Genomic DNA, 22372 nt, shown 5'->3' on the forward strand with positions numbered 1-22372 from the left:
CATGGCTGAGACGTCGGCTCCGCGGCCTGGCTACGGCAAGCGTGCGTTGGACGCCATCAATCGCATGTCGGCCACCCGCAGCAATTACCTCGTTGGCCAGGCGGCCGATTTCCTGGTGGCGCTCGTGCTGCTGACCGCTTCCTGGCGCTATGTGGTCGCGCACCCGTTCGTGGCGGCAGTGCTCATGCTGGCGGGCCTGTTTGCCTTCAGCTTCATCGAATACGCCTTCCACCGCTGGCTGTTTCATGGCCAGGTGCCGCTGTTCGAGCGCGGCCACACGCTGCACCACGAACGCCCGCTGGGCTACGACTCGCTGCCGTTCTTCTTCGCGCCGGCCATCTGTCTGCTGGGTGCCGGCGTGCTGATGCTGGTACTGCCGCCGGGCGCGGCCACGCTCTTCATGGGCGCCATCGCACTGGGCTACGCGCTGTACGGCTTCAGCCACTACATCATCCATCGCCACCGCTTCCGCAGCACGCTGTGGCGCAAGTGGGCCGCCGTGCACAACGTGCACCACTTCCACCCGGACAAGAACTACGGCGTCACCACGCCGCTGTGGGACTTCATCCTGGGCACCTGGTATGTGTCCAAGAGCAAGGTGGGGCGGCGCTGAGGGTGATGTTGTGCAGGAGCGCACCCTGTGCGCGAAAGCCCTTGGCCTCGTCAGGCGCCGGGATCATCGCGCACAGGGTGCGCCCCTGCGGTCAGGTTGCGGGTGACAAGGTGTCCAGCGTTGCGCCGTCACCATCCACGCGCAGCACCGAGCCTTGCTCGTACCAGTCGCCCAGCACGATGCGTTCGGCGTTTTGGCCATCCATCGTGAAGCGGTGGATGGCGGGGCGATGGGTGTGGCCGTGGATCAATCGGGTGACTCCGGCCGTGCGCATCGCCGCCGTCACGGCGTCGGCGTTGACGTCCATGATGGCTTCCATGGTGCTGCCGGTGTGGGCGCGGCTTTCGGCGCGCGACTTGGCGGCGAAGGCACGGCGTGCTTCCAGCGGCATGGCGAGGATCTGCGCCTGCCACTGCGGCGTGCGCACATGGGCGCGCACGGCCTGGTAGGCGGTATCGTCGGTGCACAGCGCGTCGCCATGCATCAGCAGGGTGGGGTGGCCGTACAGCGTGTGCACGCTGCCGTCTTCCAGCAGCTCGAAGCCGGCGCGGCGGGCGAAGGTTTCGCCCAGCAGGAAATCACGGTTGCCCACCATGAAGTACACCGGCACACCAGCGGCACGCACGGCGTGCGTGGCGGCGGCGATGCGCGCGGGCAGCTCGGCGTCGTCGTCGTCGCCGATCCAGGCTTCCACCAGGTCGCCCAGGATGTAGAGCGCGTCGGCGCGGCGCACCTCGGGGCTGGCGAGATAGCGCTCGAACAGCGCGGTGATCTGCGGCCGGCTGTCGTCCAGGTGCAGGTCGGCGATGAACAGCGTGCTCATCGACCGCCCTGCGCGGGCTTGCGCACAGTGCGTCTGGCCGGCTTGGTGGTGACAGCGGCGGGTTCCGCCGGCATGGGCGCGCTGGCGGCAGCGGTGGGCGCGGCCTCGCCGATCACCTGGGCGCCTTCGATCACCACCAGCGGGTTGGGTACGTCGGCGGCGAAGGGGCCGAGGCCGCGCGTGGGCAGGGCGGCGATCTTGTCCACCACGTTCATGCCCTTCACCACCTTGCCGAAGACCGCGTAGCCCCAGGTGAGTCCGCTCTGGTTGCCGACGAAGTCGAGCCGGCGGTTGTCCACCAGGTTGATGAAGAATTGCGCGGTGCCCGAGTTGGGATCGGCGCCGCGCGCCACCGCGATGGTGCCGCGCAGGTTGGACAGGCCGTTGTCGGCTTCGCTGGAAATCGCCGGGTGGGTGCGCCGCGGTTCCAGCTCGCGGTCGTACAGGCCGCCCTGGATGAGGTAACCGCCGATGGTGCGGTGGAACACCGTGCCGGCGTAGAAGCCCTCGTGCACGTAGCGCAGGAAGTTGGCCACGCTCTTGGGTGCCTTGTCGGGATACAGCTCCAGCGTGATGTCGCCCTGCGAGGTGTGCAGCAGCACGGCGGGGTGCGGCGCGGTGGTGGCCGGCGCGGCGACCTGCGCCCGCAACGCGGGGGTGAGCAGGAGGGCGGCGAGCAACAGGGCGAGCTTGGGCATGGCGTGGTATCTGGCGTGGCTATCCGGCCATGATACGCGGCGCCGCCGTGGCGTGGGTCAGCAAATCTCCAGCTCGATGCCCAGCTCGGCCATCGGCGCGCGCTCCTGCTCCAGGTCGGCTTCGCTCAAGGGGTGTTGCGCCAGCCAGGCGGCGGGCAGGGTGAGCCGCAGGCGCTGGCGGGTGGCGCTGAGCCGCATCGGGGGGAGCGATTCGGCGCGTCGCGCGCGACGGAACAGCACGGCCAGGCGCAGCAGTGCGGTGCAGCGTTCGGCGAGCTGGCGGTAGCGGCGCGGCAGCGCGGCCACCACGGTCTTGTCCGGCTTGCGCCGGTGCAGCTCGACCACGGCGGCGAGCAGTTGCTGCTCCTGCCGCGAGAAGCCGGCGAGGTCGGCGTGGTGCAGGATGTAGGCGCCGTGGCGGTGGTGCTGGCTGTGCGCGATGGCCAGGCCGATCTCGTGCACGCGCGCGGCCCAGCTGAGCCACTCGCGCGCTTCGCCGTCGAGCTTCCACGCCTTGGCTACCTGGTCGAACAGGATCAGTGCGGTGGATTCCACGCGCCGCGCCTGTGCGCGGTCCACGCCGTAGCGGGTGGCCAGGGCGTCGATGCTGCCGGTGCGCGGGTCGCTGCCGGCGGCGCGGCCGATGAGGTCCCACAGCAGGCCTTCGCGCATCGAACTTTCGCACACGCGCATGCGGTTGATGCCCAGCGCCTCGAAGGCAGCCTCGAAAATCACCACCGCGCCGGCCAGCACCGGCGCGCGTTCTTCGCTCAGGCCCGGCAGGGCCAGCGTGGCGACCGATCCTTGCGCCAGAATCGCCTCGCGCAGGGCGGTGAGCGCCGCCGGGGTGACGCCGTCGTCGGAGAATTTCATGGCCTGCACCACCGCGTCGATCGCCTTGGCGCTGCCGGAGGAGCCGTAGGCCTCCTGCCAGCCCGATTCGCGGTAGTCCTCGGCGAACTGCTGCAGCAGCACGCCGATTTCGCCGCGCGCCTGCTGCCAGCGTTTGCGGCTGAGCTTGCCGCCGGGGAAAAAGCGCAGCGTGGAGGCGATGCAGCCGGCTTGCACGCTCTCGGTGTGCAGCGGGGCAAGCCCGCGGCCGATCACGAATTCGGTGCTGCCGCCGCCCACGTCCATGATGAGCCGCGGTTCGCGCGAGACGGGCAGGTCGTGCGCGGCGCCGAGGAAGATCAGGCGGCCTTCCTCGCGACCCGACACGACTTCGATGGGGTGCCCGAGCGCGGCTTCGGCGGCGCCGAGGAAGGCCTGCGGCGTGGCCAGCTGGCGCACCGTGTTGGTGGCCACCGCGCGCACCTGCTGCGAAGGCAGGCCGGCGATGCGCTGGCCGAAGCGGGCGAGGCAGGCCATGGCGCGGGTGCGGCGTTCGGTATCCAGCGAACCGTCGCTGCGCAGGCCGGCGGCCAGGCGCACGCTGTCGCGCAGGCGGTCGATCACCCGGGGTTCGCCGTGTTCCATGCGCGCCACGATCAGGTGGAAGCTGTTCGAGCCCATGTCCACCGCGGCGAGCAGTTCGCCGTCACGCAGTGGCGTCTGGTCGGCCTGGCTCAAGCGCACTCTCCCCGGTCGGCGCATCGGCGCGCCACGGCGCTCATCATGCCGCATTCATTGGCGCTGCGGCAGGCGGGGCGACGGTGTGTCGCGCCGCCGAGGCGCTTACTGTCCCGGCGGGTCGCTTTGTGTGGAGGGATTGTCCGGGGTGGCGATCTTGCGCTTTTTCAGCTCCAGCACCAGCGGGGTGAGCTCGGTGATGCGGGCCTGGATGCGGGCACGGGCGTAGTAGCTGAGGTCGTTGCGCTGGAGCAGGCGCTTGAGCTGTTCCATGGCGTCGAATGGGCGGCCGGCGTAGTAGCTGGCGTCGGCAAAGGCTTCACCGGCGCGTTCGCCATCGCCGGCCTTGTCGCTGGCGCGGGCGTAGGCGTCGTACAGCTCCGGCTGGTCGCTGCCCTCAAGCAGCGGGCGCAGCAGCTCGGCGGCGGTGGCGGCCTGCGCCTTGTCGCCGCCGTCGGTGAGCGCGCGGGCATAGGCCAGCGCCACCGCGCGGTTGCGCGGCGAGCGCTGATTGAGCCGCTCGTAATCGGCCAGCGCGGCGTGGCGTTGTCCGTCTTGCAGCTCGGCGTCGCCCAGCGCCAGCGACAGGATCAGGTTGTCGGCGCGTGCCTTGAGCAGCGGTTCGAGCTGCGCCGCAGCCTCCTTGCCGTGCCCGCTGCGGGTGAGCGCCAGCGCGTAGCCGTAACGGTTGGCCGGGGTGTCGAAGCCGGGCTGGTTCTTCAGGTTGGTGCGGTAGTAGCCGGTGAGCCGCGTGGCGTCGCCGGTGAGCACGCGCACGCGCTCGCGCATCAGGGCGTAGGTGTCCAGCCCGTCCACTTCGCCGGTGGCCTGGTCGAGCTGGATCGGGCCGTGCAGGAAGGCCATCGGCGCGGCGACCTTTTCCCACTGGCCTGGCAGCAGGGTGGGGCTGGCGGGGCGCTCTTTCTGCGCGGCGATCAGCGCGCCGGCGCGCGCCTTGGCGTCGGCGATGCGGTCGGAGGTGACCGGGTGATCCTGCAGGAAGGAGGGCGCCTGGCCGCCGGCGCCGGCGCTCATCACGTCTTCCATGTGGCCGAAGAAGGCGGCCATGGCGTCGGGGTTGAAACCGGCATTGGCCAGCGTCTGGATGCCGGCGCGGTCGGCTTCGATTTCGTCCTTGCGGGTGAAGTTGATCTGCTTCTGCGCGAGCAGGCCCTGGCCGCCGGCCAGCACCGCCATGGGGGCATCGCCGCTCTTGCCGCCGGCGCCGGCGGCAATGGCGCCAAGCAGCACCAGCGCCATCAGCGGAGCATCCTTTTTCGAGGCTTCGAAGGCTCGCTCCAGGTGGTGCTGGGTGATGTGGCCGATCTCGTGCGCGATCACGCCGGCCAGCTCGCTCTCGTTGCGGGTGATGGTGATGAGGCCGGAGTTCACCGCGATGTAGCCGCCGGGCGCGGCGAAGGCGTTGATCTCGTCGTCCCTGACGATGAAGAACTTGAAGCGATCCTGCGGCTTGGCGCTGGCGGCCGCCAGGCGGAAGCCGAGATCGTTGATGTAGCCGTCCAGCAGCGGATCGTCCACCACCATGTCCAGCGCGCGCATCTGGCGCAGCATCGACGCGCCGTAGTCGCGCGCCTCCTGCGGCGAGATCAGCGCTTGCGCCGAGCTGCCCAGGTCGGGCAGGCGCACGTTGTCCTGTGCACCAGCGGCGAAGGCGAGGCCGGCCAGCATCAGGGCGAGGCGGAGGCGCGTGGTGCGGCGGCGTGGCGGCATGGGCATAGGTCGGCGACAATAACACTTCGACCTTGCGCCGCTGCCGCAGTTCACCTTGGTTTTGCCGCCGCGCGCCACCATTTTCCCGGTTCCCCGATTGTGGAGTTCTCCCGTGCCCAAAATCGAAATTTATTCCACCGCCGTGTGCCCTTACTGCATATCGGCCAAGAACCTGCTGAAATCCAAGGGGCTCGGCTGGGACGAGGTGCGCGTGGACACCGATCCCGCCCAGCGTGACGTGATGCTGGCGCGCAGCGGCGGCCGCCGCACGGTGCCGCAAATTTTCATCAACGACCAGCACGTGGGCGGCTACGACGACCTGGTCGCCGCCGACCGCAGCGGCAAGCTGGCCGAACTGCTGGGAGCCGGCGCATGAGCGGCGAAAAGGATCGCGTGGCCGAGTTCACCGCCTTCCGGCAGCGCATGAACGAGCGCATCCTGGCCGAGGACAACCAGGTGGTGCGGCGCTTCTTCGCGCTCGATACGCAGACCTACAAACCCGGCGCGCTGGACGGCAAGACCAAGGAACTGCTCGGCCTGGTGGCTTCGATGGTGCTGCGCTGTGACGATTGCATCAGCTACCACGTGGCGCAGTGCAAGGAAGCCGGCGTCACGCGCGCGGAGTTCTTCGAGACCTTCAGCGTGGGGCTGGTGGTGGGCGGCTCCATCGTGATCCCGCACCTGCGCCGCGCGGTGGATTTCCTCGATCGGCTGGAAGACGGCGAGGCTGCCGCCGATGCAGGGTGTGCGGATCACGGGTGAGGTGGACGGCAGGCCGCCTCGTCGGGCAAGGCGGATGGCAGCTGCCACTGGGCCGGCCTCGTTCGTGGGGATGGCGAGAAGGCATCCCCGCGCTGCCGCCCATTCGGCACCCTGCCTCACCGGGTAAAAACCGCTGAAGCTGCCACTGGCAGCTTCAAGGCGCGCGTTTCACCAACCCATGTAATGCCCGCCGTTGATGGCGAGGTTGGCGCCGGTGATCCAGGCGGCTTCCTCGCCGGCGAGGAAGGCCACGGCGTGGGCGATTTCCTCGGGCTTGCCGAGGCGGCCCACCGGGATCTGCGCCACGATCTTGGCGCGCACTTCCTCAGGCACCGCCATCACCATGTCGGTGGCGACGTAGCCGGGCGAGACGGTGTTGACGGTGATGCCGAACTTGGCGTTTTCCTGCGCCAGCGAAATGGTGAAACCGTGCATGCCGGCCTTGGCGGCGGCGTAGTTGGCCTGGCCGTACTGGCCCTTCTGGCCGTTGATCGAACTGATCTGCACCACGCGGCCCCACTTGCGCTCGCGCATCCCTTCGATCACCTGGCGGGTGACGTTGAAGCAGGCGTTCAAGTTGGTGTTGATGACATCGTTCCACTGCTGGTAATCCATCTTGTGGAAGGTGGTGTCGCGGGTGATGCCGGCGTTGTTGACGAGTATGTCCACCGGCCCGCACTGCGACCCGATGGCCTCGATCATGGCGATGCAGGAAGCCGGATCGGTCACGTCGCCAGGGACCATGCACACCGTGATGCCATCGGCGGCCATGGCGCGGCGCCAAGCCTCGGCCTTCTCCGCGTTGCGGTAGTTGGTGGCTACGCGATGGCCTTGCTTGGCGAGGTATCGAACGATGGCGCTGCCGATGCCGCCGGTGCCGCCCGTGACCAAAGCCGTGCGTTGCGTCATGTCCACTCTCCTCGGATTGGCTGGTGGGCGCGTGGCGCGAAGGTCGACGACCGGCGCTGGCCCCAGCCTATGGTTTATATCCGCTACAGGTGACAAAGCAACCGCCGCGTGGTGGCAAACGCCCCGGGTCGAAGCGGCGGCGCGCCGCGGCCAGCAGTTCGGCCGGGGTGGCGAGGCCCGCCGGTGCGCCCTGTCCGAGGAAATCCAGCACGCGGCGCAAGGCTGGCAGCGGCTCGGCGGGATCGACCGGCAGCGCCTGCGTCGATTTGGACAACTTGCGGCCCTGTGCATCCAGTGCCAGCGGCAGGTGCAGGTAGCGCGGCGTGGGCAGGCCGAGCAGGCGTTGCAGGTGGATCTGCCGCGGCGTGGAGTCGAGCAGGTCGTGGCCGCGCACCACTTCGGTGATGCCCTGGAAGGCGTCGTCCACCACGCAGGCGAGCTGGTAGGCATACAGACCGTCGTTACGGCGCAACACGAAGTCGCCGGTGGCTTCGCGCAGGTTCTGCCGCTGTGGCCCCTGCAAGGCATCGTCGAAGGCGATCTCGCGGTCGGGCGCGCGCAGGCGCCAGGCCGGTTCGCGGTGCGGATCGGGCGGTGCCACGCAGCAACCGTCGCGGTGCAGCCCCGTGGCGGCCAGTTCGCTGCGGCTGCACCAGCAGGGGAAGGCCTCGCCCAGCGCGCGCAGGCGCTCCAGCGCGGCATCGTAGGCGGCGCGGCGTTGCGACTGGTACAGCACCGGCGCGTCGGCGACGAGGCCAAAGGCCGGCAGGGCGGCGAGGATGGCGGCGGCCGCGCCAGGCACCTCGCGCGGCGGGTCGATGTCTTCCATGCGCAGCAACCATTGTCCACCGGCATGGCGCGCACGCAGCCAACTGCCGAGCGCGGCGACCAGCGAACCGAAGTGCAGCGATCCGGTGGGTGAGGGGGCGAAGCGTCCGCGGTAGTCCATCCGGCGAGTCTGCCTGTGAGGCGGCGCGCTTGAAAGCCCGCGACGATGCCCCCACCCATCGGACATCCGTTGTTCCACGTGACTGCCAAAGAGACAGCCATGCGTCGCATTGCACTATTTCTTGGTACCAACATCGCCGTCCTGTTCCTGCTCAGCATCGTCTGCCGCCTGCTGGGGGTGGATCAGATGGCCGCCGCGCAGGGCTTCGGCGGCAGCACCGGCCTGCTGATCTACGCCGCGGTGTTCGGCATGGGCGGCGCCTTCATCTCGCTGGCCATGTCCAAGTGGATGGCCAAGATGTCCACCGGCGCGCGGGTGATCGAGCAGCCGCAGAACGAGGCCGAGCGCTGGCTGATCGACACCGTGCGCCGGCATGCGCAGAACGCCGGCATCGGCATGCCCGAGGTGGCGATCTACGACGCGCCGGAGATGAACGCCTTCGCCACCGGCATGACGAAGAACAGCGCGCTGGTGGCGGTGAGCACCGGCCTGCTGGAGCAGATGGATCGCGAGCAGATCGGCGCTGTGCTTGGCCACGAGATCGGCCACGTCGCCAACGGCGACATGGTGACCATGACCCTGATCCAGGGCGTGCTGAACACCCTGGTGATACTCGCCGCGCGCATCGTGGGGCGGCTGGTGGACAGCTGGCTTTCCGGCGACCGCGACGACAACCGCGGCGGCACCGGCATCGGCTACTTCGTCACCGTGCTGGTGCTGCAGCTGGTGTTCGGCCTGTTCGCCTCGATGATCGTGATGGCGTTCTCGCGCTGGCGCGAGTTCCACGCCGACGCCGCCGGTGCGAAACTCGCCGGCCGTGGCGCGATGATCTCGGCGCTGCAGCGCTTGAAGGGCGATCATGGCGAGAACACCCTGCCCAAGACGCTGGCGGCGTTCGGTATCTCCGGCCCGCTGGCCGGAGGCTTCCAGCGCCTGTTCATGAGCCACCCGCCGCTGGACGAGCGCATCGCGGCGCTGCAGAACGCATGATTACATCCCCTCTCCCGCTTGCGGGAGAGGGGTAGGGGAGAGGGGCTTTTCGGCAAGCCCACGCGCCCTCTCCCCCGGCCCCTCTCCCGCTTGCGGGAGAGGGGAGCAAGCCTGCCTTCGTACATTCCACCGGACTTTCCATCGCCATGACCACCACCACCGAAACCCGCAAATTCGAAGCCGAAGTCGCCCAGGTGCTGCACCTGGTCACCCACTCGCTGTACTCGCACAAGGAGATCTTCCTGCGCGAGTTGATCTCCAATGCCTCCGACGCCTGCGACAAGTTGCGCTTCGAGTCGCTGGGCAAGCCCGAGTTGCTGGGCGGCGATGGCGAACTGCACATCGACGTGAGCTGGGACGAGGCCGCGCGCACCGTCACCGTGCGCGACAACGGTATCGGCATGAGCCGCGACGAGGTGGTGGCCAACATCGGCACCATCGCCAGCTCCGGCACGCGCCGTTTCCTGGAAGCCATGAGCGGCGAGCAGAAGGCCGACGCGCGCCTGATCGGCCAGTTCGGCGTGGGCTTCTACTCGGCCTTCGTGGTGGCGGAGAAGGTGACCGTGTTCACCCGTCGCGCCGATGCGCCGGCGGGCGAGGGCGTGAAGTGGGAGAGCGACGGCAAGGGCGAGTACGCGCTGGAACAGATCGAGCAGGCCGACCGCGGCACCACCATCGTGCTGCACCTCAAGGCTGACGAGGACGAGTTCCTCAAGGGCTGGCAGCTCAAGTCGCTGATCCGCAAGTACTCCGACCACGTCGCCTTTCCGATCCGCGTGCCCGAGGAGAAGGGCGGCAAAACGACCGACGCATGGGAAACCATCAACGCCGCCTCCGCGTTGTGGGCCAAGCCGAAGTCCGAGATCTCGGACGAGGACTACCAGGGCTTCTACAAGTCGCTGGGCCACGACTTCAACGACGCGCTGGCGTGGACGCACAACCGTGTCGAGGGCAGCCAGAGTTTCACCACGCTGCTCTATCTCCCGGCGCAGCCGCCGTTCGACCTGATGATGGGCGGGCGCGACGAGCGCAAGGGGCTGAAGCTCTACATCAAGCGCGTCTTCATCATGGACGCGGCCGAGGAACTCTTGCCCAACTACCTGCGCTTCGTGCGCGGCGTGGTCGACGCCGACGACCTGCCGCTCAACGTCAGCCGCGAAATCCTGCAGCACAACCGCCAGCTGGAACGCATCAAGTCCGCCTGCGTGAAGCGCGTGCTGGACCTGGTCGAGAAACTGGCCAAGGACGAACCCGAGAAGTTCGCCACCTTCCTCAAGGCCTTCGGCAACACGCTGAAGGAAGGCATCAGCGAGGACGCCACGAACCGCGAGCGCATCGCCAAGCTGCTGCGCTTCGCTTCCACCAAGGGCGAGGGTGCCAAGCAGGACGTCTCGCTGGACGACTACCTCGGCCGCATGGCGGTGGGCCAGGACGCGATCTGGTACATCACCGCCGACAGCTACAAGGCCGCCGCCGGCAGCCCGCAGCTCGAGGCCTTCCGCGCCAAGGGCATCGAGGTGCTGTTGATGTTCGACCGCATCGACGAGTGGATGGTGGGCTACTTGTCCGAGTACGAGGGCAAGCAGCTCAAGAACGTCGCCAAGGGCGAACTGCCGCTGGACGAGGCCGAGAAAAAGCAGCAGGAGGAGGCCACCAAGGCCGCCGAGCCGTTGCTGGGGAAGCTCAAGGAACTCCTGGGCGAGCAGGTGAAGGATGTGAAGGTGTCCGCCCGCCTCACCGATTCGCCGGCCTGCCTCGCGCTCTCCGACGTCGAGATGGCGCCGCACCTTGCGCGCCTGTTGCGCGAGGCTGGCCAGGAGCTGCCCGAGTCCAAGCCGACGCTCGAGATCAACCCGAACCATGCCCTGCTCAAGCGCGTGGAGGCCGAGGCTGACACGGCCAAGGCCACTGATCTGGCCACCTTGTTGCTGGAGCAGGCCGAGATCGCTGCCGGCGCGCAGCTGGCCGACCCGGCAGCCTTCGTGCAGCGCATGAACCGGGTGTTGCTGGGCGCCTGATCCGGAGCCCCCGGTGGCCGCGTCGGGGGCGACCCGACGTGGTTGCCTCGGGGCGCCTTTGCGTCGGCGAAGGCGGCGTGCGGTTCCTGGCGGCGATGGGGAGCCGCTTTCGCGACAGGGCTTGGTCGCCAACCGGGAAACGGCTTGGGTTTGCCGATAAAAAAACGGCCGCGAAAGCGGCCGTTTTTCCCGAACCACCGAAGTGGATCACTTGCCCTGCGAGTCGTCCTTCTTGGCGTCCGCAGCCGGGGTGGCCGGAGCGGCAGCAGCGGCGTCGGCAGCCGCCGGAGCGGCAGCAGCGGTGGAGGCCGGGGCAGCAGCCGGGGCAGCGGCGGTGGACGCCGGGGCAGCAGCCGGAGCTGCTTCCGGAGCAGCAGCCGGAGCAGCCTGCTCGGCAGCCTTCTGCGACTGGTCAGCGGATTGCTGAGCCTGGTCGGCCGACTGCTGGGCGTTCTGCGCGGAATCCTGCGCGCCGTTGCTGCAAGCCGCCAGCAGCGCGACGAGCGCAGAGGCGAGAAGGGTACGCGTCAACTTCATGAGAGATCTCCTATGCCGTGGAATGCCATGGTGTGGCCGTCTATTAATAGCGCTTTCCTGCGGATTGCGCCACAAATTTCGTGAGATGCTTCAGCCCTTGTTGCGCGCCGGTTCAACGCGCTTTCAGCCGGGCGGGCGTCAGTCCAGCCGCTCTACCGCGATGGCGGTGGCCTCGCCGCCGCCGATGCACAGGCTGGCGACGCCGCGCTTGAGCCCGCGCACCTTGAGGGCGTTGAGCAGGGTCACCACGATGCGCGCGCCGCTGGCGCCGATCGGGTGGCCCAGCGCGCAGGCACCGCCGTTGACGTTGAGCTTGGCGTGCGCAATGCCCAGTTCCTTGATCGGCGCCAGCGCCACCACGGCAAAGGCCTCGTTGACCTCGAACAGATCGACGTCGGCGACTTTCCAGCCGGCCTTGTCCAGCACTTTCTGGATGGCCGCCACCGGTGCGGTGGTGAACCACTCCGGTTCCTGCGCGTGGGTGGCGTGCGCCACGATGCGGGCCAGCGGCTGGAGACCGCGCGCCTTGGCGTCGCCCTCCGCCAGCAGCACCAGGGCGGCAGCGCCGTCGGAGATGGATGAGGAACTGGCGGCGGTGATCGTGCCGTTTTCCTTGCGGAAGGCAGGCTTGAGCTGCGGGATCTTGGCGATGTCGGAGCGGCCAGGCTGTTCGTCGGTATCCACCAGCACGTCGCCCTTGCGACCGGCCACGGTCACCGGCACGATCTCGCCGGCGAAGGCACCGGAGGCCTGCGCGGCCTTGGCGCGGTTCACCGACTCGATGGCGAAGGCGTCCTGGTCTTCGCGGCTGAAGTGGAACTTGTCCGCGCAGAGCTCGCCGAACACGCCCATGGACTTGCCGTCATAGGGGTTGGTGAGGCCGTCCCAGGCCATGTGGTCGACCAGCTTGCCGTCGCCGTAACGGATGCCGGTGCGCGCCTGCACCATGTGCGGTGCGTTGGTCATCGACTCCATGCCGCCAGCCACCACCACCGACGCCGAGCCGGCGCGGATCAGGTCGTGGCCCAGCATGATGGCCTTCATGCCCGAACCGCACACCTTGTTGATGGTGGTGCAAGGCGCGCCGGTGGGCAGGCCGGCTTCCAGCGCCGCCTGGCGGGCGGGCGCCTGGCCGAGGTTGGCCGGCAGCACGCAGCCCATGATGACCTCGCTGACGTCGGCGGCGGCGATGCCGGATTGCTCCAGCGCGGCATGGATCGCCGTGGCGCCCAGCTTGGGTGTGGGGACGCCGGTGAACTGGCCGAGGAAGGAACCGATGGCGGTGCGCTTGGCACCGACGATGACGACGCTGACGTCGGACATGGGAGTCTCCACTGAGCATGAAAGGCGCGGGCGCGCCGGGATGCAGCCGGCGGATTATCGCAGCCGATGGCGCAGTGCGGCAAACCGGGGTGGCGTCCTGGCTTCGCGTGTAGTTGCCAAACGGCGTGGTACGCCGGACGATACGGGCTCTGGCGCCGGTGAACCGGCGGCGAGGGGCAACTCATGGAGGCGATCATGGAAACGCGAGGCAATCCGGCGTGGCAGGGTGCCGGTCAGCTCCGGCTGGCTTGGGCGATTGGCTTGGCCTTGGGCCTGGCGGCATGCGGTGGCGGCGGTGGCAGTAGCAATCTCAAGCCGACCCCTTCATCGCCGCCGCCCGTGCCGCCGCCGACTTCATCGGTGCCGCCGCCGCCGCTGGACGCCCAGCTCTCGATCACCAACACCTCTGCCGCCCATGCCCAGGGCTATACCGGCGCGGGCGTGACCATCGGCATCGTGGACAGCGGCATCATGCGCAGCAACCCGACGGTGGCCGGACGGGTGACGCAGGAGCTGATCTACGTCGACCCGTCGCAGAACAACACCAGCGTGGACGACGTGGTCGGCCACGGCACCTGGGTGTCGGAGATCGCCGCCGGCCAGCCGTTTGGCAAGTTCCCCGGCGGCATCGCGCCGGGAGCCAACCTGGTGTCGGCGCGCATCATCAGCGACACCGAGCCCAAGGACGACGGTTCGGGCAACGGCAACCAGGTGACGGCCGCCGACGCTGCCTTCTTTGCGCAGACGCTCAATCCCGCCTTGATGCAGGCCGGGGTGAAGGTGCAGAACAACTCCTGGGGCGGCATCTATTGGGATACCACCAACGCCTCGATCAACTCGGCCTTCGGCCAGGCCTACCAGCCGTTCGTGCAGCAGGGTGGCCTGGTGGTGTTCGCGGCGGGCAATGAGTCCAAGAGCGACCCCAGCGACATCGCCAGCCTGCCCACGGTGGCGCCGGGCCTGGGGCTGGACAAGGGCTGGCTGGTGGCGGTGGCGGTGAACAGCAACAACCCCAGTCAACTGGCCAGCTACTCCAATGCCTGCGGTCGGGCGATGAACTACTGCCTGGCCGCGCCGGGCGATGTGATCGTGCTGGACAAGGGCACGTTATCCAGCACCACCAATCCCACCTACTGGCAAGTCAGCGGCACCTCGTTCGCGACGCCGGAAGTCTCCGGCGCCGCCGCGCTGGTGTGGCAGGCCTATCCGTATTTCAGCAACGACCTGGTACGGCAGACCCTGCTCGGTACCGCCGACGATCTGGGCGCACCCGGCGTCGATCCGGTGTTCGGCTACGGCGAGCTGGACGTGGGCCGCGCGGTGAACGGGCCGATGCAGTTCAACTGGGGCGACGTCACCGTCAGCTTCAGCGGCAGCTCGAGTTGGAACAATCCGATCTCCGGCGCAGGGGGGCTGGTCATGCAGGGGCCCGGCACGCTCAGCCTGACCCAACCCGCCGGCTACACCGGTACCACCACGGTGACCGGCGGCACGTTGAATGCCGTCGGGCTGGGCTCGGCGGTGACGATCGGTGCTGCCGGCACGCTGGCAATGTCGTCCAACACACCACAGACGCCGCTGATCCAGGGCAACGTGAGCAACAGCGGAACCTTGGTCATTGGCGACTCTGGCCTGCAAACGCCGGGGTTGCTGGTGGGCGGCAATTACACCCAATCGGGCGGTCGGCTGGCGCTGTCCTTGGGATCCTCGCTGGGCGTGTACGGTTCTGCCACGTTGTCCGGCAACGCGGGGCTCTATGTTTATGGCGCCAATGTCGGTTACATCATGAGTTCGCAAACCATGGTGTTGACCGCCCAGGGCGGCCTGACGGGAACCTTCGCGAGCCTCACCACCGCACCTGCGGTTACGCTCACTGCGACTTTGAACTACAACGCCAACGATGTCTGGCTCGACGTGAGCCAGGTGAACCTGACGCAGATCAGGGGGCTGCCGTATTCGACGGTGTCCTATGCCACCGCTGGGCGAGTGCAGGGTGCCTTCAACGCTATCAACAGCATGCTGCTGAACGGGGCGGCCGGGCAGGCATTTTCGAGTGGATTTGTTGGTGCGGCGGCGAATATTCAACAGGCGCAGACCGCGGCTATCCTGCAACAGTCGCTGGAAAGCCTCTCCGGCCAGTTGCATGCGGCCAGTACGGCGATGACCTTCGAGGCCATCGACGCCAGCACGCGGGCGCTGACCCAGCGCTTCGACCAGTGGCTGGATGCGCCGCAACCCGGAGCCTGGGTGCACAACCTGGGCCATGGCGGCAGCCTGTCGCGCAGTGGTTACGGCAGCGTGGCCTATGACCTTTCCGGGCTCATGGTGGGGCAGGATTTCCGGGTGGATGGCTCCGGCGTGGCCGGCTTCGCGCTGGCGCGCAGCCAAGGCCTGGGACGGCTTGCGCAGAGCGTGGATCAAGGCAGCAGCCGCGCGCTGGAAGGCATGTTCTACGGCGGCACCGTGCGTGGTGCCTGGTATGCGATGGGCCGTCTTGGCGTGGGCAGCTACCAGGAGCTGATGCAGCGCCGGCTGCAGCTCGGTGAAACGTACAGCGGCGTGGGCAGCGACAATCGTGGCCGTTATGGCGTGGCCTATGGCGAAAGCGGCTACCGTTTTTCGTTGGGCAGCGCGCATGTGACGCCTTATGCGAGCCTCGAATATGCGCAGATCCACCGTGACGGCTTCGACGAAGCGGGTGGCGACGGCTTCGGCCTGAAATCCAACGCACTCACCACGGCACGCTGGCAAGCCGGGCTGGGTCTGCGTGCCGCGCGTGACTGGCAGCTTGCCCATGGCGGCAGCCTCAATCTCTCGGGGCATCTGGCGTGGCAGCAGTCCTTCGGCCTGCGCGGCGAGGCCTTCGACGCCAGCTTCAACGGCATCAACCAGTGGGCGCCGCTGGGCGGCGTCGGCCTGTCGCGCTACGGTGGCGTGGCCGGTGTCGCGCTGGATTGGAGCATGAACGCGAGCAGTCGCCTGACCTTGGGCTACGACCAGTATTTCGGCCAGCGCGACAGCGCGCGGGCCGGCACGCTGGGCTACCGCTGGTCGTTCTGATGCGGGTGGACGGTGTCCCCCGCCATGGCCGAAGGCCATGGCGGGGAATAGGTAAAGGGGCTCTTGTCTTTGGGGGCAAGAGCGCCCGCTCCCCAGCCCATCCCCCGCGCGGGGGGAGTGGAAGCTAGCCGCCCAGCTTCCCCGCCTGCTCGCGCATGGCTGCGAGTTGGGTATTCCAATCCACGATGCGCGCCCGCTCCTGCGCCACGACCTCTGCCGGTGCGTTGGCGACGAAGTTCGCGTTGCCGAGCTTGCCCTCGCACTTTCTGATCTCGCCTTCGACGCGGGCGATTTCCTTGGCCAGGCGTGCCTGCTCGGCACCGAGGTCGATCAACCCGGCCAGTGGAATCAGCACGCGCAGCGAGCCCACCACGGCGGCGGCCGCAGCGGGTTCTTCCGCGCCGGCCTCGATCCATGCGGGCACTTCGGTGCGGGCGAGGAAGGCGATCTGCGTGGCGAACTTGGCGGCGCGCGCGTGATCCGTCGCCTCGCCGCCGGCCAGCAGCAGCGGGATGGTCTTGCCCGGCGCGATGTTCATTTCCGAACGGATCTTGCGCACGCCCGAGAGCACCGCCTTGAACCATTCGATTTCGGCGCTGGCCGCATCGTCCGACGCGAAGTCCGCAGCGTGCGGGTAGGGCCGCGCGTACACGCTGGTTTCGGTGAGGCCCAGCCGTGGCGCCACGTTCTGGTAAATCTCCTCGGTGATGAAGGGGATCACCGGATGCAGCGCGCGCAGCACCGCCTCCAGCACCACCAGCAGCGTGTGGCGCGTGGAGGCCGCGGCTTCCGCATCGTCACCGTTGAGCGCGGGTTTGGAGAGCTCAAGGAACCAGTCGCAATACTCGTTCCAAACAAACTCGTACAACGCCTGTGCCAGATGGTCGAAACGGTACGAAACGAAATGCTGTTCCACTTCCGCCAACGTCTGCGACAAGCGAGTGAGAATCCACCGCTCCGCCTCGGTCGCGGGCTTTTCCCGAGTCCCGAGTCCCGAGTCCCGAGTCCCGGCAAGTACGCCCCGAGTCCCGGCAAGTGCGTCCCGATCCCCGCCATCATTCATCAACACAAATCGCGCCGCGTTCCACAGCTTGTTGCAGAAGGCCTTGTAGCCCTCGGCGCGCTTGAGGTCGAAGTTGATGGTGCGGCTGTAGCTGGCCAGCGCGGCGAAGGTGAAGCGCAGCGCGTCGGTGCCGATGGCCTTGATGCCCTCGGGGTATTCCTTGCGGATGCGCTTTTCCACCTTCTCGCGCACCTGCGGGATCAAGAGCGACCTGGTGGATTTGGCCACCAGCGCCTCCAGCTCGATGCCGTCGATCAGGTCGAGCGGATCGAGCGTGTTGCCCTTGGATTTGGACATCTTCTGGCCTTCGGCGTCGCGCACGATGGCGTTGATGTACACCTCGCGGAACGGCACGCGGCCAGTGAAATACTTGGTCGCCATCACCATGCGCGCGACCCAGAAGAAGATGATGTCGAAGCCGGTGACCAGCACGGCGCTGGGCAGGAAGATCTTGTCGGCCTGCCAGTTGGCGACCACCTCGCCACGCTCGTTCTTCACCGGCCCGTCCAGCGGCCAGCCCAGCGTCGAGAACGGCCACAGCGCGGAGCTGAACCAGGTGTCGAGCACGTCCTCGTCCTGGCGCAGCGCGCCGACTGGCGCCACAGCCGCATGCGCACGCGCGTCCGCCTCGTCCTCGCCCACGAAGATGTTGCCGGCCTCGTCGTACCAGGCCGGGATGCGATGGCCCCACCAGAGTTGGCGGCTGATGCACCAGTCCTGGATGTTGTCCAGCCATTGCGTGTAGGTGGTGCTCCAGTTCTCCGGCACGAACTTGATGTCGCCGTTGCACACGGCGTCCAGCGCCGGCTCGGTGATCGCCTTGCGGCCACCGGGGCGGCCATCCTTCTGCACGTCCGAGGTGAGATCGACGAACCACTGATCGGTGAGCATCGGCTCGATCACCGCGTCGGAGCGCTGGCTCACCGGCACCTGCAGTTTGTGGTTCTTGGTTTCGACCAGCAGGCCGGCGGCTTCGAGGTCGGCCAGCACGCGTTTGCGTGCGTCGTAGCGGTCGAGGCCGCGATAGGCCTCCGGCGCATTGCCGTTGACCTTCGCGTCCAGCGTGAAGATGGTGATTGGCGCGAGCCGGTGGCGCAGGCCGATCGCGTAGTCGTTGAAGTCGTGCGCCGGGGTGATCTTGACGCAGCCGGTACCGAAATCGCGATCCACGTAGTCATCCGCGATCACCGGGATCTGGCGACCCGTGAGCGGCAGCGTCAGCGTCTTGCCGACCAGGTGCGCGTAGCGCTCGTCCTCCGGATGCACGGCCACGGCCACGTCGCCGAGCATGGTTTCCGGTCGCGTGGTGGCGACCACCAGCGATTCGTCGCTGTTCGTGACGTGGTAGCGGATCGACCACATGTGGCCGTCGCGCTCGACGTTGTTCACTTCCAGGTCGGAGACGGCGGTGCCCAGCACCGGATCCCAGTTCACCAGCCGGTTGCCGCGGTAGATCAGGCCGGCGCGATACCAGTCGATGAACACCTTGCGCACCGCGGCCGACAAGCCTTCATCCATGGTGAAGCGTTCGCGCGACCAGTCGGCGGCGGCGCCGATGCGGCGCATCTGGTTGGTGATGGTGGAGCCGGATTCCTCCTTCCACTGCCACACGCGTTCCACGAACGGCTCACGGCCCAGGTCGTGGCGGGTCTTGCCTTCGGCGGCGAGCTGGTTCTCCACGATCTTCTGGGTGGCGATGCCGGCGTGGTCGGTGCCTACCTGCCACAGCACGTTCATGCCGCGCATGTGCTGGTGGCGCACCAGCATGTCCATCACGGTCTGCTGGAACGCATGGCCCATGTGCAGCGTGCCGGTGACGTTGGGCGGCGGTAGCAGGATGCAGTAGGGCTCGCCCGTGCCGGATGGCCCGAAGGCGCCGCTGGCCTCCCAGCGGGCGTACCAGGTGGATTCGATCTGGGCGGGTTCGAAGCTCTTTTCCATGGGGACTCGCGATGGCGCGCCGCTGGCGGCGCACGGTTCGGGTGGCGAAACGGCCATTGTAAGGGCGCCGGCGCGGTGCGCCAAAAAGCGGCGGATCAGCCCAACTGGCGCGCGATGGCGTAGACAGCGATGGCGCAGGCGCTGGCCACGTTCATCGAGGAGTTCGCGCCGTGCATCGGGATGTGCACGCTCGCGTCCGCGGTGTCCAGCAGGGATTGGGGGACGCCGGCCCGTTCACCGCCGAGGATCAGGCAGAGCCGCTCGCCTGGCGCCACGCGCAGGCTGGCCAGATCGATGCTGGACGAGGTCAGCTCCAGGCTGAGGATGCGGTAGCCGCCCCTGCGCAGCGCGGTCACCACGGGCAAGGGATCGTCGGCGTGGGCGTAGGGCACGCGGCGCTCGGTGGAACGCGCAGCCTGGTGCAGTTTCGGATGCGGCGGCAGGCAACTGTGGCCGGTGAGCCAGATCTGTTCGATGCCGAAGGCGTCGGCCAGGCGGAACAGGCTGCCCACGTTCGCGGGCCGGTATACGTCGTGCGCCAGCAGGCACAGCGTGCGCTTGCCGGGGGCGGCGTGGTGCGCGCTGTGATCGAGCTGCGTGTTTGGCGGTGTGGGCACGGGGCGCCCCGGCGCGTCAGGCGGCGCGGTGGCGGTTGATGGTATCGCGCAGTTCCTGCGCGGCGGCACGTGCGGCCTGGGCGAAATCCTCGCCGCTGCCGGCGTAGAGAATCGCGCGCGAGGAGGAGATCAGCAGGCCCGTGCCGCCGGTGGTGAGGCCGTGCTTGAGCACGGCCTCCACGTCGCCGCCCTGCGCGCCGATGCCGGGCACCAGCAGTGGCATGTCGCCGACCAGACCGCGCACCCGACCCAGTTCCTCCGGCCAGGTGGCGCCGGTGACCAGCGCGCAATTGCCGTTGCCGTTCCAGTCGCGGGCGACGGTTTCGGCCACTCGCAGGTACAGCGGCATGCCGCCGCAGTCCAGCGCCTGGAAATCCGCGCCGCCGGGGTTGGAGGTGCGGCAGAGCAGGATCACGCCCCTGTCGGCGCGGTCGAGAAAGGGCTGGATCGAGTCGCGGCCGAGGTAGGGGTTCAGCGTCACCGCGTCGGCGCGGTAGCGCTCGAATGCCTCGGTGGCGTAGTGCTGCGCGGTGGAGCCGATGTCACCGCGCTTGGCGTCGAGGATCACCGGTACGCCAGGGTGCTTGTCGTGGATGTGCGCGATCAGCCGTTCGAGGGTCGCTTCGGCGCGCAAGGCGGCGAAGTGGGCGATCTGCGGCTTGAAGGCGCAGGCGAGATCCGCGGTGGCGTCGACGATCGCGGCGCAGAAGTCGAACACCGCGTCGGGCGTGCCTTTCAGGTGCGCCGGGAATTTTGCGGGTTCCGGATCGAGGCCGACACAGACCAGCGAGTGGTTGCGGTTCCATGCGGCTTGCAGGGATGGCATGAAGTGCATTGGGGTCTCCGTAAAGGGATTCCCTTCTCCCTTCGGCGACCTTGGGAGTCCCCTTGTGGGTGAGAAGGTGCCCCGAAGGGGCGGATGAGGGTGCGAGGCCTGCGCTGATGTTTGTGCGAAGCCGAGCCCCCTCCCCAACCCCTCTCCCGGAGGGAGAGGGGCTCAGGAGCTTCAGGCCAGCTTCTTGTATTTCACCCGCTTCGGGCCAGCCTCGTCGCCCAGGCGGCGCTTCTTGTCGGCTTCGTACTCGTTGTAGTTGCCGGGGAAAAACTCCACGTGCGAGTCACCCTCGAAGGCGAGGATGTGGGTGGCGATGCGGTCGAGGAACCAGCGGTCATGCGAGATCACGATGGCGCAGCCGGGGAATTCCAGCAGCGCGTCTTCCAGTGCGCGCAGGGTTTCCACGTCGAGGTCGTTGGACGGCTCGTCGAGCAGCAGCACGTTGCCGCCCTGCAGCAGGGTCTTGGCCATGTGCAGGCGGCCGCGTTCGCCGCCGGACAGGCTGCCGACGATCTTCTGCTGGTCGGTGCCCTTGAAGTTGAAGCGGCCGATGTAAGCGCGCGACTGGATCTCGAAGTTGCCGATGGTGAGGATGTCCGAACCGCCGGACACTTCCTGCCACACGTTGTTCTTCGGGTCGAGCGCGTCGCGCGACTGGTCGACGTAGGCCAGCTTGGTGGTGAGGCCCAGCTTGACCTCGCCGGTGTCCGGCGTCTCCTTGCCCATGATCATCTTCATCAGGGTGGACTTGCCGGCGCCGTTGGGGCCGATCACGCCGATGATCGCGCCCGGCGGCACCTTGAACGACAGGTCCTCGATCAGCACGCGGTCGCCGAAGGACTTGGTGACGTTCTTGAACTCGATCACCTCCTGGCCCAGGCGCTCGCCCGGCGGGATGAAGATTTCATTCGTCTCGTTGCGATGCTGATAGTCGACCGAGTTCAGCTCCTCGAAGCGGGCCAGGCGGGCCTTGCCCTTGGACTGGCGGCCCTTGGCGGCCGAGCGCACCCACTCCAGTTCCTTCGCGATGGCTTTCTGGCGCGACTTCTCGGTGTTGGCTTCCTGCTTCAGGCGAGCGTCTTTCTGCTCCAGCCATTCGGTGTAGTTGCCCTTCCAAGGGATGCCGCGGCCGCGGTCGAGTTCCAGAATCCACTCGGCGGCGTTGTCGAGGAAGTAGCGGTCGTGGGTGACCGCCACCACGGTGCCGGGGTAGTCATGCAGGAATTTTTCCAGCCAGTCCACCGACTCGGCATCCAGGTGGTTGGTCGGTTCGTCCAGCAGCAGCATGTCCGGCTTGGACAGCAGCAGGCGGCACAGCGCCACGCGGCGTTTCTCGCCACCGGACAGCGGTCCGATGACCGCGTCCCACGGCGGCAGGCGCAGCGCGTCGGCGGCCACTTCCAGCTGGCGCTCCAGCGCGTGCGCGTCGTTGACGGCAAGGATGCCTTCCAGCTTCTCCTGCTCCTTGGCCAGCGCGTCGAAGTCGGCGCCTTCCTCCGCGTAGGCGGCATACACCTCTTCCAGGCGCTTCTGCGCGTCAAGCACCACGGAGACGCCTTCCTCCACCGCTTCGCGCACGGTCTTTGCCGGGTCCAGGTTCGGTTCCTGCGCCAGGTAGCCGACCTTGGTGCCCGGTTGCGCGCGCGCCTCGCCCTGGAAGTCGGTGTCCACGCCGGCCATGATCTTCAGCACGGTGGACTTGCCCGCGCCGTTGACGCCGAGCAGGCCGATCTTGGCGCCGGGGAAGAAGCTGAGCGAGATGTCCTTGATGATCTGCCGCTTCGGCGGGACGATCTTGCTGACCCCGTTCATGGTGTAGATGTACTGCGAGCTCATGCAACCTCCGAAGGCGTGCACCGTGCCGCCGGCATGGCGGCCACGGTATGGGAATCGTCAAACCGCGTATTGTAGCCGGTTGCGGCTACCGCTCGGCA

Annotated in this window: 18 protein-coding genes; 6 read left to right on the forward strand and 12 right to left on the reverse strand. The window is 67.9% G+C overall.

All coding sequences use genetic code 11. The features are described 5' to 3' along the window. Position 1 precedes the first annotated feature (1 nt). Positions 2-613 (forward strand): sterol desaturase family protein, encoded by a 612-nt coding sequence (locus AC3WQA_RS15015; RefSeq protein ID WP_492675840.1) that lies wholly within the window; start codon positions 2-4, stop codon positions 611-613. Positions 614-704: 91 nt separating this feature from the next. Here the strand turns inward: AC3WQA_RS15015 and lpxH are convergent, their stop codons facing one another. From lpxH to AC3WQA_RS15035, 4 genes are all read right to left on the reverse strand, one after another. After that, positions 705-1436: a UDP-2,3-diacylglucosamine diphosphatase gene (gene lpxH / locus AC3WQA_RS15020; RefSeq protein WP_492675841.1), complete on the reverse strand. Its 732-nt coding sequence runs from the start codon at positions 1434-1436 to the stop codon at positions 705-707. Further along, positions 1433-2134, reverse strand: a complete 702-nt coding sequence (locus AC3WQA_RS15025; protein WP_492675842.1) for a peptidylprolyl isomerase — start codon at positions 2132-2134, stop codon at positions 1433-1435. Before AC3WQA_RS15025 ends, lpxH begins: the two co-directional genes overlap by 4 nt. A gap of 57 nt (positions 2135-2191) precedes the next feature. Further along, positions 2192-3703 (reverse strand): Ppx/GppA phosphatase family protein, encoded by a 1512-nt coding sequence (locus AC3WQA_RS15030; protein WP_492675843.1) that lies wholly within the window; start codon positions 3701-3703, stop codon positions 2192-2194. Positions 3704-3808: 105 nt separating this feature from the next. Next, positions 3809-5440 (reverse strand): M48 family metalloprotease, encoded by a 1632-nt coding sequence (locus tag AC3WQA_RS15035; protein ID WP_492675844.1) that lies wholly within the window; start codon positions 5438-5440, stop codon positions 3809-3811. Between the two features lie 106 nt (positions 5441-5546). Between AC3WQA_RS15035 and grxC the strand changes: the two genes are divergently transcribed. Together grxC and AC3WQA_RS15045 are read left to right on the forward strand one after the other, a co-directional pair. After that, positions 5547-5810, forward strand: coding sequence for a glutaredoxin 3 (grxC, locus tag AC3WQA_RS15040; protein ID WP_492675845.1), 264 nt, complete (start codon positions 5547-5549; stop codon positions 5808-5810). Next, positions 5807-6196, forward strand: a complete 390-nt coding sequence (locus AC3WQA_RS15045) for a carboxymuconolactone decarboxylase family protein (RefSeq protein WP_492675846.1) — start codon at positions 5807-5809, stop codon at positions 6194-6196. The genes grxC and AC3WQA_RS15045 overlap by 4 nt, the downstream gene beginning before the upstream one ends. 168 nt (positions 6197-6364) lie before the next feature. Here the strand turns inward: AC3WQA_RS15045 and AC3WQA_RS15050 are convergent, their stop codons facing one another. Both AC3WQA_RS15050 and gluQRS read right to left on the reverse strand, forming a co-directional pair. After that, positions 6365-7105, reverse strand: a complete 741-nt coding sequence (locus tag AC3WQA_RS15050) for a beta-ketoacyl-ACP reductase (protein WP_492675847.1) — start codon at positions 7103-7105, stop codon at positions 6365-6367. A 67-nt stretch (positions 7106-7172) separates the two neighbouring features. After that, complete coding sequence (gene gluQRS, locus AC3WQA_RS15055) at positions 7173-8054, reverse strand: tRNA glutamyl-Q(34) synthetase GluQRS (RefSeq protein ID WP_492675848.1); 882 nt, start codon at positions 8052-8054, stop codon at positions 7173-7175. Positions 8055-8153: 99 nt separating this feature from the next. On the opposite strand from gluQRS, the gene htpX reads away from it, so the two are divergent. Both htpX and htpG read left to right on the forward strand, forming a co-directional pair. Next, the gene (htpX, locus tag AC3WQA_RS15060) at positions 8154-9044 is read left to right on the forward strand and encodes a protease HtpX (RefSeq protein ID WP_492675849.1); all 891 of its coding nucleotides are present in this window, start codon (positions 8154-8156) and stop codon (positions 9042-9044) included. Between the two features lie 146 nt (positions 9045-9190). Beyond that, positions 9191-11062, forward strand: a complete 1872-nt coding sequence (gene htpG / locus AC3WQA_RS15065; RefSeq protein ID WP_492675850.1) for a molecular chaperone HtpG — start codon at positions 9191-9193, stop codon at positions 11060-11062. Positions 11063-11269: 207 nt separating this feature from the next. Here the strand turns inward: htpG and AC3WQA_RS15070 are convergent, their stop codons facing one another. After that, entirely contained in the window at positions 11270-11599 is a 330-nt protein-coding gene (locus AC3WQA_RS15070; protein ID WP_492675851.1) for a hypothetical protein, read from the reverse strand. A 138-nt stretch (positions 11600-11737) separates the two neighbouring features. Then, positions 11738-12922 carry a thiolase family protein gene (locus tag AC3WQA_RS15075; protein WP_492675852.1) on the reverse strand — a complete coding sequence of 395 codons (1185 nt, stop codon included), beginning with the start codon at positions 12920-12922 and terminating at the stop codon, positions 11738-11740. 195 nt (positions 12923-13117) lie between these two features. Between AC3WQA_RS15075 and AC3WQA_RS15080 the strand changes: the two genes are divergently transcribed. After that, the gene (locus tag AC3WQA_RS15080) at positions 13118-15982 is read left to right on the forward strand and encodes a S8 family serine peptidase (protein ID WP_492675853.1); all 2865 of its coding nucleotides are present in this window, start codon (positions 13118-13120) and stop codon (positions 15980-15982) included. A gap of 124 nt (positions 15983-16106) precedes the next feature. Here AC3WQA_RS15080 and AC3WQA_RS15085 read toward each other — a convergent pair whose 3' ends face one another. The 4 genes from AC3WQA_RS15085 to ettA form a co-directional block, all read right to left on the reverse strand. After that, entirely contained in the window at positions 16107-18986 is a 2880-nt protein-coding gene (locus AC3WQA_RS15085; RefSeq protein WP_492675854.1) for a valine--tRNA ligase, read from the reverse strand. 95 nt (positions 18987-19081) lie between these two features. After that, on the reverse strand, positions 19082-19603 hold the full coding sequence (locus tag AC3WQA_RS15090; RefSeq protein WP_492675855.1) for a TrmH family RNA methyltransferase: 522 nt from the start codon (positions 19601-19603) through the stop codon (positions 19082-19084). A gap of 16 nt (positions 19604-19619) precedes the next feature. Beyond that, the gene (gene pyrF, locus AC3WQA_RS15095) at positions 19620-20438 is read right to left on the reverse strand and encodes an orotidine-5'-phosphate decarboxylase (protein WP_492675856.1); all 819 of its coding nucleotides are present in this window, start codon (positions 20436-20438) and stop codon (positions 19620-19622) included. A gap of 171 nt (positions 20439-20609) precedes the next feature. Continuing rightward, positions 20610-22274 (reverse strand): energy-dependent translational throttle protein EttA, encoded by a 1665-nt coding sequence (gene ettA / locus AC3WQA_RS15100; protein WP_492675857.1) that lies wholly within the window; start codon positions 22272-22274, stop codon positions 20610-20612. Positions 22275-22372: the final 98 nt, after the last annotated feature.

The sequence above is a fragment of the Rhodanobacter sp. FW106-PBR-R2A-2-24 genome (genome assembly GCF_058789615.1).

Excerpts from the sequence above, each read along its gene's own strand:
- AC3WQA_RS15015 (WP_492675840.1), top strand. The coding sequence starts at position 2 with ATGGCTGAGACGTCGGCTCCGCGGCCTGGCTACGGCAAGCGTGCGTTG.
- lpxH (WP_492675841.1), bottom strand. The coding sequence starts at position 1,436 with ATGAGCACGCTGTTCATCGCCGACCTGCACCTGGACGACAGCCGGCCG.
- AC3WQA_RS15025 (WP_492675842.1), bottom strand. The coding sequence starts at position 2,134 with ATGCCCAAGCTCGCCCTGTTGCTCGCCGCCCTCCTGCTCACCCCCGCG.
- AC3WQA_RS15035 (WP_492675844.1), bottom strand. The coding sequence starts at position 5,440 with ATGCCCATGCCGCCACGCCGCCGCACCACGCGCCTCCGCCTCGCCCTG.
- AC3WQA_RS15045 (WP_492675846.1), top strand. The coding sequence starts at position 5,807 with ATGAGCGGCGAAAAGGATCGCGTGGCCGAGTTCACCGCCTTCCGGCAG.
- AC3WQA_RS15050 (WP_492675847.1), bottom strand. The coding sequence starts at position 7,105 with ATGACGCAACGCACGGCTTTGGTCACGGGCGGCACCGGCGGCATCGGC.
- gluQRS (WP_492675848.1), bottom strand. The coding sequence starts at position 8,054 with ATGGACTACCGCGGACGCTTCGCCCCCTCACCCACCGGATCGCTGCAC.
- htpX (WP_492675849.1), top strand. The coding sequence starts at position 8,154 with ATGCGTCGCATTGCACTATTTCTTGGTACCAACATCGCCGTCCTGTTC.
- htpG (WP_492675850.1), top strand. The coding sequence starts at position 9,191 with ATGACCACCACCACCGAAACCCGCAAATTCGAAGCCGAAGTCGCCCAG.
- AC3WQA_RS15070 (WP_492675851.1), bottom strand. The coding sequence starts at position 11,599 with ATGAAGTTGACGCGTACCCTTCTCGCCTCTGCGCTCGTCGCGCTGCTG.
- AC3WQA_RS15075 (WP_492675852.1), bottom strand. The coding sequence starts at position 12,922 with ATGTCCGACGTCAGCGTCGTCATCGTCGGTGCCAAGCGCACCGCCATC.
- AC3WQA_RS15080 (WP_492675853.1), top strand. The coding sequence starts at position 13,118 with ATGGAAACGCGAGGCAATCCGGCGTGGCAGGGTGCCGGTCAGCTCCGG.
- AC3WQA_RS15085 (WP_492675854.1), bottom strand. The coding sequence starts at position 18,986 with ATGGAAAAGAGCTTCGAACCCGCCCAGATCGAATCCACCTGGTACGCC.
- pyrF (WP_492675856.1), bottom strand. The coding sequence starts at position 20,438 with ATGCACTTCATGCCATCCCTGCAAGCCGCATGGAACCGCAACCACTCG.
- ettA (WP_492675857.1), bottom strand. The coding sequence starts at position 22,274 with ATGAGCTCGCAGTACATCTACACCATGAACGGGGTCAGCAAGATCGTC.